Annotated in this window: 12 protein-coding genes; 3 read left to right on the plus strand and 9 right to left on the minus strand. The window is 73.8% G+C overall.

Annotated features, from left to right (window positions below; translation table 11 throughout):
* Positions 1-610 precede the first annotated feature (610 nt).
* The 6 genes from J7W19_RS00050 to J7W19_RS00075 form a co-directional block, all read right to left on the minus strand.
* The gene (locus tag J7W19_RS00050; RefSeq protein ID WP_004952042.1) at positions 611-1,687 is read right to left on the minus strand and encodes a pyridoxal-phosphate dependent enzyme; all 1,077 of its coding nucleotides are present in this window, start codon (positions 1,685-1,687) and stop codon (positions 611-613) included.
* Complete coding sequence (locus J7W19_RS00055) at positions 1,608-2,636, minus strand: GHMP family kinase ATP-binding protein (RefSeq protein ID WP_004952040.1); 1,029 nt, start codon at positions 2,634-2,636, stop codon at positions 1,608-1,610. The genes J7W19_RS00050 and J7W19_RS00055 overlap by 80 nt, the downstream gene beginning before the upstream one ends.
* Positions 2,633-3,484 carry a Rossmann-like domain-containing protein gene (locus tag J7W19_RS00060; protein WP_004952038.1) on the minus strand — a complete coding sequence of 284 codons (852 nt, stop codon included), beginning with the start codon at positions 3,482-3,484 and terminating at the stop codon, positions 2,633-2,635. The genes J7W19_RS00055 and J7W19_RS00060 overlap by 4 nt, the downstream gene beginning before the upstream one ends.
* Positions 3,485-4,082: 598 nt before the next feature.
* A complete protein-coding gene (locus J7W19_RS00065) occupies positions 4,083-4,994 on the minus strand; it encodes an ABC transporter ATP-binding protein (protein WP_004952037.1) in 912 nt (303 codons plus the stop codon).
* On the minus strand, positions 4,991-6,154 hold the full coding sequence (locus tag J7W19_RS00070; protein ID WP_004952035.1) for a FecCD family ABC transporter permease: 1,164 nt from the start codon (positions 6,152-6,154) through the stop codon (positions 4,991-4,993). Before J7W19_RS00070 ends, J7W19_RS00065 begins: the two co-directional genes overlap by 4 nt.
* Positions 6,135-7,169, minus strand: a complete 1,035-nt coding sequence (locus tag J7W19_RS00075) for an ABC transporter substrate-binding protein (RefSeq protein WP_004952033.1) — start codon at positions 7,167-7,169, stop codon at positions 6,135-6,137. The genes J7W19_RS00070 and J7W19_RS00075 overlap by 20 nt, the downstream gene beginning before the upstream one ends.
* A 158-nt stretch (positions 7,170-7,327) precedes the next feature.
* On the opposite strand from J7W19_RS00075, the gene J7W19_RS00080 reads away from it, so the two are divergent.
* Positions 7,328-8,623 carry an MFS transporter gene (locus J7W19_RS00080; RefSeq protein ID WP_004952031.1) on the plus strand — a complete coding sequence of 432 codons (1,296 nt, stop codon included), beginning with the start codon at positions 7,328-7,330 and terminating at the stop codon, positions 8,621-8,623.
* Between the two features lie 108 nt (positions 8,624-8,731).
* Here the strand turns inward: J7W19_RS00080 and def are convergent, their stop codons facing one another.
* Positions 8,732-9,391: a peptide deformylase gene (gene def / locus J7W19_RS00085; RefSeq protein WP_004952030.1), complete on the minus strand. Its 660-nt coding sequence runs from the start codon at positions 9,389-9,391 to the stop codon at positions 8,732-8,734.
* Between the two features lie 104 nt (positions 9,392-9,495).
* On the opposite strand from def, the gene J7W19_RS00090 reads away from it, so the two are divergent.
* On the plus strand, positions 9,496-10,161 hold the full coding sequence (locus tag J7W19_RS00090) for a winged helix-turn-helix domain-containing protein (protein WP_004952027.1): 666 nt from the start codon (positions 9,496-9,498) through the stop codon (positions 10,159-10,161).
* Between the two features lie 30 nt (positions 10,162-10,191).
* On the opposite strand, the gene J7W19_RS00095 is transcribed toward J7W19_RS00090, so the two are convergent.
* Positions 10,192-11,406 carry an MFS transporter gene (locus J7W19_RS00095; protein WP_106429735.1) on the minus strand — a complete coding sequence of 405 codons (1,215 nt, stop codon included), beginning with the start codon at positions 11,404-11,406 and terminating at the stop codon, positions 10,192-10,194.
* Here J7W19_RS00095 and J7W19_RS00100 point away from each other — a divergent pair.
* Positions 11,405-11,662: an Lrp/AsnC ligand binding domain-containing protein gene (locus J7W19_RS00100; RefSeq protein WP_233478038.1), complete on the plus strand. Its 258-nt coding sequence runs from the start codon at positions 11,405-11,407 to the stop codon at positions 11,660-11,662. The genes J7W19_RS00095 and J7W19_RS00100 overlap by 2 nt on opposite strands.
* A 47-nt stretch (positions 11,663-11,709) precedes the next feature.
* Here J7W19_RS00100 and J7W19_RS00105 read toward each other — a convergent pair whose 3' ends face one another.
* Complete coding sequence (locus J7W19_RS00105) at positions 11,710-12,528, minus strand: SDR family NAD(P)-dependent oxidoreductase (RefSeq protein WP_004952021.1); 819 nt, start codon at positions 12,526-12,528, stop codon at positions 11,710-11,712.
* Positions 12,529-12,578 lie beyond the last annotated feature (50 nt).

Consider the following 12,578-nt stretch of genomic DNA (forward strand, 5'->3'; position numbering starts at 1 on the left):
CGATGCCGTCCCAACCCGCCCTCCACGGCCCCAGGGGCATCTCCCGCCGTCACCGGAGCCGACATACACGCACAGAGCAAACCGGTAACCAAGCAGTGATCACAGTGTCAGCCTCCGGGGAGTCAACCCCTGCTCCACACAGAGCAGTTCATGATGACGGCCCGTAACAGGCGCGACGCATGAAACGTTAAAGCCGACACCCCGACCAGACCCCACTCGATCACTTGGACGGGTGACAAATCTCCGTTCCTCTCCGCCTCACACCTTCATGCGCTACAGAACACGCCTCAAAGGAGGTTCGACGAACACACCACCGACCGATCCGGAATCACACCACCACCGAATCCGGAAGACCACCACCAAGATCAACTGCCTGACAGGCCCGTCGACCAGCACGCAAACAACCCCACATCAACGGCGGGGAAACCCGAACACCCTAGAGAGACCTTCCCCGAACCTCACAGGGCGGGTGTCGTGTTCCGCCCGGTGGAGCCGACGTCCGTCGGTCCGCCGCTTCCGTCCCGCCTCTCCCCCGTAACGGTCGGCACCGCGACGGCATGCGTCGCCCGGGCGAGGTTGCGAGGGAGGGGTGCGGTGTAGTGACGGCGGGCTACGGGGTGACCGGGCGGGGAGTTCCCGTGCGATCCGCAACGGGTGTGCCGGTCCCGTTCGCCACGGCCTCCGCCGGTGCGGGCGCGCGGTTCCAGCGCATACGGGACCACGGCAGGGCCAGCCCGCTCCGGTCGGACACCTCGCGCGGGGCGAGGTCCGTGATCGGGACGGCTTCCCGGTGGCGGGCGTGGACCGTGTCGGTGTAGCGGTGGCCGGTGTCGGCCGCGATGAACAGGACCGTGCGGCCGGGTGAGCGCTCGTGTTCGTGGCGGGCGGCGAGGTAGCCGGCGCCGGTGGACAGGCCCGCGAAGACCGCGTGCCGTCGCAGCAGGTCGACGCTGCCGGCGAGCGCGGCGTCGAAGGAGACCCAGTGGAGGATGTCGTACAGCTCGTGCGAGACGTTCCCGAAGGGGATGGAGCTGCCGATTCCGGCGATGATGATCTCGGGGTCGGCGATGTGTTCGGCGCCGAACGTGACGCTGCCGTACGGCTGGACGCCGACGAGCTCGACGTCGGCCGGCCCGTCGGGCCCGGCGCGCAGATGGCGGGCGAGGGCCCCGGTGGAGGCGCCCGAGCCGACGCCGCCGACGACGGTCAGCCCGTCCGCGCCGACCGCCTCCCGGATCCGGTCGGCGATCGGGCGGTAGCCGAGGTAGTGGATGTCGTCGTGGTACTGGCGCATCCAGTGGTACTCAGGGTGTTCGGCGAGGATCTCCTGGATCCGCTCCACACGGCGCTTCTGGTCGAGTTTGAGGTCGCTGCACGGTTCCATCTGTTCGAAGGTCGCGCCGAGGACGGCGAGCTGGACGCGCAGGGTGCGGTCCACCGTCGTCGAGCCGACGACGTGGCAGCGCATGCCGTGGCGGTGGCAGGCCAGGGCGAGGGCGTAGGCGTAGATGCCGCTGGAGCTGTCCAGCAGGGTGTCGCCGCGCCGTACGGCTCCGGTGTCGAGCAGGTGGCGGACGGCCGCGAGGGCGGAGACCACCTTCATCGTCTCAAAGCGCAGGCAGACGAGCCGTTCGTCGAGGCGTACGAGGTCGGGCCGGCCGATCGCCTCCGCGATGTGCTGGTCCATGCGGGATCTCCTTGAAGAAGGGGGTCGGGGTGGTGAAGGTGCGGGTGGCGGGGATGCCGTGGGCGGCCAGGGCGCGCAGGCAGCCGCGTACGCGGTGTCGTACGCCCGGCGCCGCCGGGTCGAACAGCACGCCCGCCACCGCTCCGCTGTGCGCGATCTGCACGCCCACCGCGCCGGACCGCCGGGCGATGCCCGTCAGCGCGTCGAACTCGGGGTGGCGCAGCACCCGTTGGCCGCGTGTCGCGCTGGCCGTGGCGACCTCGCCGAGGAGTCGCGCGTCGCCGGTGGCCACCGCGCGGCGCAGCAGCGCACGCAGGCGTTCGCAGGCCCGGACGTCGTGCTCGTCGGTCTCGTGGGCGGGCAGGGAGAGGGTGTCGACGGGCGCTCCCCCGCCGAGGGCGCAGCCGACCACGAGCAGCGGCGGGAGGGCCGGGCCGAGGGTTTCCAGGACCCGGCCCTCGCGCTGGGCGAAGAGCACCGGGCGGGCGTCGAGCATCAGCGGGTCGCAGGCCCGTTCGGCGCGGACGGCCAGCCGGGCGACCGTCCCGGGCGGCAGGCGCAGACCGTAGGAGGAGGCGACCGCGCGGATGGCGGCGATGACGTCGCTGGTGGAACTGCCCATGCCGAGGCCCACCGGTACGTCGCCGGTCAGCCGCAACGTGCCGCCGGCAGGCGGCCGTCCGGACCGTTCCGCGCACGCGGCGACCGCGAGGGTGGCGGCCCGGGCGGCCTTCGTACGGCCGGCGGGGACGACGGTGAGCGCCTCGGGCGGCGTACCGGGCCGGCGGACGAACACGGCGGTGCTGCCGGGGCCCGCCATGGGAAGCGTGACCAGTCCGGCGCACCGGCGCCCGTCGTCGTCGCGGAAGACCCCTTGGAGGAGCTCGCCGTGGTGGCAGGGGGCGTGCCCGGTGCCGGAGACGGATGGCCGGCGGGTGACGGGACTCATGCGGCCACCGCCGCACGGTAGCGGTACAGAACCGTTTCCTCGGCGCTGAACTGCGAGTACGGGAACGGTTCCGCGGACAGCGCGGTCACCCCCGCGCCGAGGAAGGCGCGGGCCACGGCGCTGCCCGTCTGCGCGTAGACGATCAGCGGGACGCCTCGGGAGCGGCACCGCTCCAGGATGACGTCGAACGAGCCGTTGCCCAGGGTCATTCCGGTGGCGACGACGGCGTCGGCGCGGTCCAGTACCTCGTGCATGTCGTCGGTGACGGGGTCGCCCCACTGGGTGGCCTTGAGGTTGAAGTCGCAGGGCAGCGGCCTGCCGCCGCGCTCGCGTATCGCCGCCACCAGCGGGTTGACGACGCCGATGAGGCCGACCGCGGCGCCCGCGTCGGTCTCCAGCAGCCCGGCGACGGCCGCGTCCCGGGCCCTGGCGCGGACCTCCGGGGTGCCCGTGGGAAGCACGACGGCCTCCGCATCACCCGCCCCGGCCGCCTCGCGGTGCGGGCGGACGCGGGAGAGGTAGGCGTCGAGCGCGGCGATCCGGAGCGGGCGCGGGGAGTCGCGCAGCAGGACGTCGAGCGGTGCGCCGGAGGCGTCCCGGCAGATCGACGGCTCGATCTCGCCCGCCTCGAAGGCGCATCCGCCGAAGGAGTCGCCGAGGCGGACGAGGACGTACTGGTTGAGGTAGGTGGTGTCACCGCCGGCCAGCCGGGTGCCGTGGTGACACCAGAAGACGCTGGTCGCGGTGGATTCGGAGGGCAGTGGTCCGTGCTCGCCAGCGAGGACGGCCTTGATGAGGGCGTCGACGGAGGAGGGATTGGGGGTGGAGATGGAGCGTGTGAGACTCATGAGGTTCCATTCGCAGGGTGGGTGGGGTGTTCGGGCCGTCGTTCCGTGGTGCGATGCGGTGCGGTGCAGGTTCGTGTGTGCGGGGCTTGCAGTGCGGAGGGGCGGGGTTCACCGGTTGGATCGGGTGACGGCCTTCGGCCCTGGCCGAAGGCCCCGGCGCACCGAGTCCGGCAGCGGACTCGACGGGTCCGGGCACTCGACGGGTCCGGGCACTCGACGGGTCCGGGCACCGGCCTCAACGGTTGGGCGGCCGATCGGGATGCGGGCCGGCCGGAGCGGGCTTCCCGCGCTCGGGCGAGCCGGACTATCGCGTTCCGAAACGGCCGTCTTTCGGGCGTCGGCGCGTCGGACGCCGGCGTCCGCGCGGTCAGAGTGTCGAACGCCGGCGTCCGCGCGGTCAGTGCGTCGGACGCCGGGCTGTCGGACATCAGCACGTCCGGCGCCAGCGTCCCCGACGACGGACTGCCGGACGGCCGCCTCCCCGAAGTCGGCTCGTCGGGCACCGGCCTGGCACACGTCAGCACGTCGGACACCGGTGTCCCCGAAGGCTGTGTGCCGACGGGCCGCCTCCTCGGAGCCGGCCCGTCGTTCCGGCCTGTCACGCGTCAGCGCGTCGGGCGGCGGGCGGCGGTGTCCTTGAAGCCGGCGCGTCGAAGGACGACGCGGCCGCCTCGGGCGCGCCGGGGATCGCCGTGTCGCCCGGCCGCCCCTGCCGCCGCGCACCGCGCGTCTTCTCTGCGGCGAGCGGTCCGCGATAGGTAATCGCCGGTCTGCCGACGGCGTCCGTGCCGAGTTCGGCGTCCACCTCGAAGACCTCTGCGAGCCGGTCGGCCGTCAGGACGGTGGACGGCGGCCCGGTGGCGACGAGGCGGCCGTGGTGCAGGAGGAGCAGCCGGTCGCAGTAGCGGGCGGCGAGGGACAGGTCGTGCAGGGCGACCAGGACCGTCTGCCCGGTCCCCGACAGCAGTTCCATGAGCTCGAGTTGGTGCCGGACGTCGAGGTGGTTGGTGGGTTCGTCGAGCAGGAGCGCGTACGGCTGCTGGGCCAGTGCGCGGGCGATGTGGGCGCGTTGCCGTTCGCCGCCGGACAGTGCCTTCCAGGAGCGGTCCGCGAGTGCGGTCAGTCCGACGCGTTCCAGGGCGGCGGCGACGACCGCGCGGTCGGTGGCGTCCGGTGCGCGCCAGCGGTCGCGGAACGGTGTCCGGCCCAGTCCCACCACGTCGGAGACCCGTAGTTCGCTGTCCGCGCCCGTCTCCTGCTCGGCGAAGGCGGCGTGCCGGGCGATCCGGCGCGCGCTCCAGCCCCGTACGCACACGCCGTCGTACCGGACCGTGCCCGCGTCGGGCGTCCGCAGCCCGGCCAGGCAGCGCAGCAGCGAGGACTTGCCCGAGCCGTTGGGGCCGAGCAGTCCGACGGTCTCGCCGGGGGCGATGTCCACGCTGACGTCGCGTACGACGGGGGCCGGCAGGCCCGCGACCGACCAGGTGAGCCCTTCGGCGGTGATCCTCACAGCTCCCCCCTCCTGCGCAGGACGAGGAGGAACAGGGGCACACCCAGCAGGGCGGTGATGACGCCGACGGGAACCTCGCGGGGCGCGAAGGCGACGCGCGCCACCGTGTCCGTCCACACCAGGAACACCCCGCCGGCGAGCGCCGCGTACGGCAGCAGGACCCGGTGCGCCGGTCCGACGAGGAACCGTACGGCGTGCGGGACGATCAGTCCGACGAAGCCGATGGCGCCGACGGTCGCCACCGCCACCGCGGTCAGGACGGCCGTGACCACGAGCAGCAGCGTCCGCGTGCGCCGTACGCCGATGCCGAGGGAGGCGGCGGTGTCGGCGCCGAACGCGAGTCCGTCCAGGGCGTTGGAGCCGAGCCACGCGAGGAGCAGCCCCGGCGGGGTGACGGTCGCGCAGGCCAGGACGGTGTCCCAGCGGGCGGGCGCCATCGAGCCGAGCAGCCAGTGGGTGACGGCCCGGGTGGTGTCCGCGTCCGCCGAGGCCATCAGGACGAGGGAGGTCAGGGCGGTGAAGAGCTGTCCGACGACGACGCCGGTGAGGACGATGCGGGTGGAGTCCGGCCCGGTGCGCCGGAGCAGCAGGAGGAGCAGTCCGAAGGCGAGCAGCGCCCCGGCGAGCGCGCCGCCGGTGGTGCCGAGCGCGTGCGCGCCCACGCCGAGGACGATGACGGTGACGGCGCCGGTCGACGCGCCCGAGGAGACGCCGAGGAGGTACGGGTCGGCGAGCGCGTTGCGGGTGACGGCCTGGAGCACCGTGCCGCACACGGCGAGCGCGGCGCCGACGAGGGCGGCCATCAGGGCGCGCGGCAGCCTGAGGTCCCAGACGAGGGAGTCCGTCAGCGGGGGCGGCGGTCGGACGTCCAGGCCGAGACGGGCGCCGAGGACGCGGGCGAGGTCGGTCCAGCTCACGTCGGCGGTGCCGATCCGTACGGCGGCCGTGAGCGAGCCGGCGAGGGCGGTGACGGCGAGGAGGAGCAGCGCGGCGCGGGCGGGCAGGGAACGCTCGATGGTGGCGGTGGGGGGTGGGACGGCGGCCCGGCCCCGGGCCGTCGGGAGCAGGAGGTCTGTCGGCGAGGGCAGGGGGTCCGTCAGTAGGGGCAGGGGGTCTGCCGGCTGCCGCCGGGTGGCCGGGTCAGTGGGTGTGCCGGGCATGTCCGACGCCCTTCAGCCCCTCGGCCAGCATGCCCAGGGCGTGCACCGACCGTACGGAAGGGTCGAGTTCGATGCCCGGTACTTCCAGGATCCTGTTGTCGCGGACCGCCGCGAGCCGGGAGACCACCGGGTGCGCGGTCATCGCGGCGCGCTTCTCGGCGGCGCTGTCGCCGGGGCGTCCGCGCTCGGACAGGTCGCCGATGACGATGTAGTCCGGGTCGCGTTTGGCGACCTCCTCCCAGGAGACCTCCGGCCAGTCCTCCTTGACGTCGTCGAAGGCGTTCCTCGCGCCGACGATCCGGCTCATCTCGCTGGGCAGTCCGGTCCCGCCCGCCACGTACGGCATGCCGTTGAAGACGGAGTAGAGGTACACGACCGTGGGGCGGTCCTCGTCCCGGGCGGTGTGCGGCGCGGTCTTCCCCGCCTCGGCGACGGCCGCCCGCTGCTCGGCGGCGAGCCGGTCCGCGCGCCGTTCGGCGCCGAAGATCTTGCCGAGGTTCTCGTAGTCGGAGAAGAGCAGCTCGAAGGGGGACGTACCGGCGCGTTGGCGCTCCGGGCAGTCGACGGCGCTGACGAAGGTGGGGACCTTGAGGGCGGCCAGCTCGTCGCGGGTGCCGGCCCGGTCCTTGGTAAGGAGGTCCGCGGATCCGGCGACGACGAAGTCCGGGGTGGCGGCGCGCAGTTGTTCGCCGGTGGCGATTTTGGGGGCGATGACGGGGACCTTGGCGTACGCGTCGGCGTACCGGGCGGTGACCTTGGTCTTGATGTTGGCGGTGCCCGCCATCCGGTCCTGGAGTCCCAGTTCCAGCAGGGTCTCGGTGGAGGACTGGTCCAGGGTGACGGTCCGCTCCGGCGGGCCGGCGAAGGAGAGTTGCCGGCCGCAGCTGGTGACGGACGTCCGCGCGGCGGAAGTCCCGGCGTCGGACTCGGTGCCCTGCGTGCCGCAGCCGGCGGTGGCGAGGGCGACGGTCAGAACTCCGGTCAGGGCTATGCCGAGGCGGGCGGGATGGTGCATGGGGGCTCCGATACGGGAGGGAAGGGTGCGGTCGTTGTCGTACACGGGACAGGGGTGCCGTGCACGAGAGAGAGTACCGTAATGGTATTCATTTTCATTAACGAATCCGGGGCCGGTCCGCGGAACCGCCCCTTCGCACCCTGAGGAGCACTCACACCGTGGCGACCACACCTGTCCCGGCGGCGGCCAAGTCCGCTTCCCCTCCCCCGCGTTCGATCCTCCGGGACTCGGCGTTCCTGCGCTTGTGGGCGGGGACCACCGCCTCCGGCCTCGCGACCTGGGCGCTGCCGTTCGTCCTCGGGCTGGCCGTCCTCCACCGCGACCTCGGCGCCGCCGGCCTGGGCCTCGTGCTCGCCGCCCGTACCGCCGGGTTCCTCGTCGCGGTCACCGTCGGCGGCGTACTGGCCGACCGGCACTCGCGCCGCGCGGTCGTCCTCTGGTCGTCCCTCGCGGCGGCGGCCGCCGCGCCCCTCCTCGCCGCCGGACTCGGCCGCTCGCTCCTGCTGATGTCGGCCGCCGCCGTCCTCGCGGGCGCCGGGCAGGGCGCCTGCCGCCCGGCGTTCCAGGCGCTCACCGCCGAGACCGTCGCCCCGGAGCGCCGCCAGCGGGCCAACGCCGCCATGACCCTCGCGGTACGGAGCTCCACGCTCGCCGGACCGGCCCTGACCTCGCTGCTCGCGGCGTTCCTCGACACCCGGACGCTACTGCTCGGCATCGGACTGCTGTGGCTGGTGGCCGCGTTCGTCCCGGGGCGGGGGGTCGGTGCGGGTGCGGTCCCGGCGGCGGGTTCCGCTTCGGACGCGTCGTCCCCGGCGGTCGCGGCCGCGCGGCCCGGGTTCCGTACGGAGTTCCTCGACGGGATACGCGAGGCGCGCCGCCACCCGTGGTTCCTCGCCGGGCTGGCCGCGCTCGTCGCGGTCGTCACCCTCGGCTACTCGGCCACCGGCGTCGCCCTGCCCCTGGTCAGCCGGGACCGCTACGGCACGGCGTGGGTGCTGGGGGCGTCCACGACCGCGTACACCGTCGGCGCGCTGGGTGGCGCGCTGCTCGTCGCCCGGTGGCGGCCGCGCTCGCAGGGCTGGGCGGCGTTCGCCGGTCTGGCCGCGTACGGCGTCGCTCCGCTGAGTCTGACGCTGCCCGTGCACGCGGCCGTGGTCGTCGCCGCGTACGCCGTCGCGGGGGTCGGGATCGAACTGTTCAACGTGCCGTGGTTCACGGCGACCCAGCGCGAGGTCGCCCCCGACAAGCTGGCGCGGGTCTCCTCGCTGGACTTCCTGGTCTCCTACGGTCTGGCGCCGGCCGGTCTGGCCCTGATCGCCCCGGCCATCGGCGCGTTCGGGGTGACGCCCGTCCTGGCGGTCTGCGCCGCCGCCTGCTTCCTCGTCCCGGCCGGCGCGGCGCTGGTCCCCACCGCCCGCCACTTCGCGCGCACGCCGTCGGCGGGGACGGGCTGATTCGACGGTGTTCGCGAAGACGCGCGGGCCCCGGACGTCATCCGAGGAGACCGGGTAGCGGAGCGCGGGAGGCGGGGGCGTGAGTCCGTCTCCCAGCCGTCCCGCGCGTCACTTGCCGAGGCTTCTCGCCCTGGCGGCGCGCCGGGCGAGGACCTCGTCCCGGGATTCGCCCATTTCGCGGAGGGCGGATCGCCGCTCCCGCCGCGTCAACCGGTCCAGGTACAGGCGGCCGTTGAGGTGGTCGGTCTCGTGCTGGAGGCACCGGGCGAAGTAGCCCCTGCCCTCGATCACCAGCGGATCGCCGTTCTTGTCGCGGCCTCGGACGACGGCGCGGTCGAGGCGGGGCACGACGCGGTAGGGGCCGGGGACGGAGAGGCAGCCCTCGGACTCGTCCACCAGACGGCGGTGGGCGGCGGGCACCTCGTCCAGGACCGGGTTGGCTATGTGGCCGACGTGGCGGATGCCCCACTCGTCCGTGATGTCCCAGACGAACAGCCGCAGGTCCACGCCGATCTGGTTGGCGGCGAGCCCGGCTCCGTCGGCCGCCTCGTTGGTGGCGAACATGTCGTCGACCAGCCGCGCCAGTTCGGGAGTGCCGAAGTCGGTGACCTCCCGGCACGGGCGGTGCAGGACCTCCTCCCCGACCACGGCGATCCGGCGCACCGCGCCGCGTTCCGCCTCGGGGGCGAGGCGCGGGTACGACTCGACGGGCTCGCCCTGCACGCGGACGCGGCGGTCCTGCGCGGTGTCATCGAAACCATGGGTCATGAACGATCAACGCCTTCCGTGAGGGTCGGCCGCGGGACGGCGGGGTGCCGGTCCGGCCGGCTGACGGCTTGCCAGATGCTTTGCAAAGTAGCACTCTTTGCAAAGTGAGTGATCGAAACCCTCCCACCGGACCCGCGGGGCCATCACCGGCCCGCGCCCCGCGCTCCCTTCCCGACCACCCCGTACGGATCGCCCTGCTGAACCTCCTGGCCGAGTCCGGCACCCTCACCTCCACCGAGGCCGCCGCGCGCCTCGGCCACAGCTCCGGCCTCTGCTCCTTCCATCTGCGCCAGCTCGCCCGGCACGGCCTCATCGAGGAAGTCCCGCACCAGGGCGGCGGCCGGGCACGGCCGTGGCGTCTGCGCTGGGGCTCCCCCGCGCCGTCCGTCCCCGCAGCGCCTGACACCGCGCCGTCCGACCACGCCTCATCCGCCCGGTCCCGGGAGATCGAACGCGAGGCGCCGGAAAGCTTCCCCGCGCTCGCCCGCGATCTGGAGGACGAGAGCTACCGGCAGTGGCTGACCCACCGGCACCAGGCACCGGCGGAGTGGCAGCGGGACGACGCCTTCAGCGCCGTCCTCCACCTCACCCCGGCGGAGGCGGCCGAGCTCACCGCGTCCGTCCGCCGGTTGTTCGCCGCCTACCGCGACCGAGAACGGGATCCGGCCGCGCGCCCCCGCGACGCCGTGACCGTGGCCGTGGTCAACCGGCTGTTCCCGCTCGTCGGCGGGGCGTTCCCGGTGGCCGACGGCGATACGGAAGCGGAGTAGCACCCGGCGGGAGGGGCGCAGCGGTGGGGGTCATCGCGCCCGGGAGCCGGTGTGCTTCCGGTGGTCGGATGCCGACGCCTCCTCCCCCGCCGTTCGCGGTACGAAGGTCCAGGCGAGGACGGAACCGACGGCACCGGCCGCCGCGGTGGCGATCAGGACGCGGTTCAGGCCGTCGGTCATGGGGCCCTCGCCGTGCCGGAACAGGGCGCCGAAGGCGGCGGCCCAAAGGGTCTGCCCCAGTTGCCGGAAGGCGGTCATGGCACCGGCCGCCATGCCGGACCGCTCGGGCGGGAACGCCGCGAGGACCGCGGTGCCCATGACCGGGCCCGTCAATCCCACGCCGACGCCGGTGACGGCCAGTCCCACGGTCAGGGACGCGGCGGACGAGTGCGCGTTCACCCCCGCCTGCAGCGCGCAGCCGGCCCCGCTCAGCAGCAGTCCCGCGGAGAGGACCGCGCGCGGAGACTTGTCGTGCAACCCGCGGCCGCCGATCAGTGAGGTGGCGAAGGAGGCCAGGGCGAGGGGCATGAGCGCGACCCCGGCGCGTACCGGCCCGAGGCCGAGACCCGACTGCAGCCACAGCGAGGTGTACACGAGCGCCGCGAAGGCGGCCGTGGAGGCGATCACGCATGTCATCACGCCGGAGAAGGACGCCCGGGTGAAAAGCCGCACGTCCAGCAGCGGCGCGGTGCCGCGCAGTTCGACGCGGACGAAGACGGCGAACGCGAGGGCGGCCAGGGCCAGCGGACCGAGCACCGCCGGGGAGAGCGGGCCCGTTTCGCCGACTGACGTCAGGGCGTAGGTCAGCGATCCGCCGCAGACCGCGAAGGCGACCGTTCCCGGCAGATCGAGGCGGGCTCCGGTGCCCGGCCGCGCCGCCGCAAGGACGCGCAGGGACAGCGCGACGGCGACGGCGACGAGAGGGAGGTTGAGGAAGAAGACCGCCCGCCAGCCGAGATATTGGGTGAGGACGCCGCCGAGGACGGGTCCGGTCGCGGCGGCCAGGCCGGTCACCGCCGCGAACACGCCCATCGCCCGCCCCAGGACGGGCCCCCGGTAGACGGAGCCGATCAGGGCGAAGGTGGTCACGGCCATCGCCGCGCCGCCGACGCCCTGCACGGCGCGGGCCGCGATCAGCATCCCCGGGTCCGGCGCCAGGCCGCACGACAGGGAAGCGACGCCGAAGACCGCCAGACCGGCCACGTACACGGCACGCGCGCCGTGCCGGTCGGCCAAGGCCCCCATGGTGAGCAGGGAAACGGCCAGGACCAGAGGGGAGACGGCGGCCCGCGCGATGGCCCGCCACCCCGAGGTCTCGCTCGTCGCCCGGACCACCGGGCCGACGAATCTGCTCGCGGTCGTCAACTGCCGTGACTCGCTCGACCTGGCGCGGTATCTGAGCGAGCGGATCGGCTCGTTGGACGCGATCCGCGCGATGGAGACGGCTCCGGTGATCCGCACGGTGAAGCGGGCCGGTGCACTTCTGCCGTTCGAACGCTGAGCGGGACCGGTCGGGAGGCGTGGACGTCGTGTCGGCCCGTCACCGGCTTACGCCAGGCTGCCGCCGTCGATGGTGAGGACGGTGCCGGTGACGAAGGAGGCGGCGGGGTCGGCCAGGAAGAGGACTCCGGCGGCGATTTCCTCGGGGCGGGCGTAGCGGCCCAGTGCGTTGGTGGAACGCTGGCGGTCGGAGGTCGGGCCGTCCTGCGGGTTCATGTCGGTGGCCGTGGAGCCGGCCGCGATCACGTTGACGGTGATGCGGCGGGGCGCGAGGTCGCGTGCGGCGCCCTTGCTGTATCCGACGACCGCCGCCTTGCCCGCCGCGTAGTCGGCGACGCCGGGGAAGGCGGTGCGGGCCGCGAGGTTGGAGCCGATGGTGATGACGCGGCCGTCGTCGGAGAGCAGGCCGGCGGCGGAGCGGATGGCGGCCACGACGCCGCCGACGTTGACCGCGTACTGGCGGTCGAGCGCGGCGGTGTCCGCGGCCGGGTCGCCGACCGTGCCCGAGGCGATTACTCCTGCGTTGTTGACGAGGACGTCCAGCCGCCCGAAGTCCTCCGCGACCGTGGTGACCAGCCGTGCGACCTGCTCGGGGTCCGCCTGGTCGGCGCGGTAGGCGGCGGCCCGGACGCCGCGGGCGGTCAGTTCGCCGACCACGTCCTCGGCCCGGGCGGCCGACGCGGCGTAGGAGATCGCGACGTCCGCCCCCGCCTCGGCGAGCATCCGCGCGGTGGCCGCTCCGATGCCCCGCGATCCTCCGGTGACCAGGGCGACCTTGCCGGCCAGGCGGCGGCTCTGGGTGGCCGAGGCGCTCGCGGTGGGCGCGGCGGGCGTGCTCGTGGTGAGTGTGGTGTTCGTGGGGACCATGGAAACCCTCCCTAGTTCTGTACCGATCGGTACTGAACTAGGACGCTACC

The organism is Streptomyces mobaraensis NBRC 13819 = DSM 40847, assembly GCF_017916255.1.
GTDB lineage: Bacteria > Actinomycetota > Actinomycetes > Streptomycetales > Streptomycetaceae > Streptomyces > Streptomyces mobaraensis.

Excerpts from the sequence above, each read along its gene's own strand:
- J7W19_RS00050 (WP_004952042.1), bottom strand. The coding sequence starts at position 1,687 with ATGGACCAGCACATCGCGGAGGCGATCGGCCGGCCCGACCTCGTACGC.
- J7W19_RS00055 (WP_004952040.1), bottom strand. The coding sequence starts at position 2,636 with ATGAGTCCCGTCACCCGCCGGCCATCCGTCTCCGGCACCGGGCACGCC.
- J7W19_RS00060 (WP_004952038.1), bottom strand. The coding sequence starts at position 3,484 with ATGAGTCTCACACGCTCCATCTCCACCCCCAATCCCTCCTCCGTCGAC.
- J7W19_RS00070 (WP_004952035.1), bottom strand. The coding sequence starts at position 6,154 with ATGCCCGGCACACCCACTGACCCGGCCACCCGGCGGCAGCCGGCAGAC.
- J7W19_RS00075 (WP_004952033.1), bottom strand. The coding sequence starts at position 7,169 with ATGCACCATCCCGCCCGCCTCGGCATAGCCCTGACCGGAGTTCTGACC.
- def (WP_004952030.1), bottom strand. The coding sequence starts at position 9,391 with ATGACCCATGGTTTCGATGACACCGCGCAGGACCGCCGCGTCCGCGTG.
- J7W19_RS00100 (WP_233478038.1), top strand. The coding sequence starts at position 11,405 with ATGGTGAGCAGGGAAACGGCCAGGACCAGAGGGGAGACGGCGGCCCGC.
- J7W19_RS00095 (WP_106429735.1), bottom strand. The coding sequence starts at position 11,406 with ATGGGGGCCTTGGCCGACCGGCACGGCGCGCGTGCCGTGTACGTGGCC.
- J7W19_RS00105 (WP_004952021.1), bottom strand. The coding sequence starts at position 12,528 with ATGGTCCCCACGAACACCACACTCACCACGAGCACGCCCGCCGCGCCC.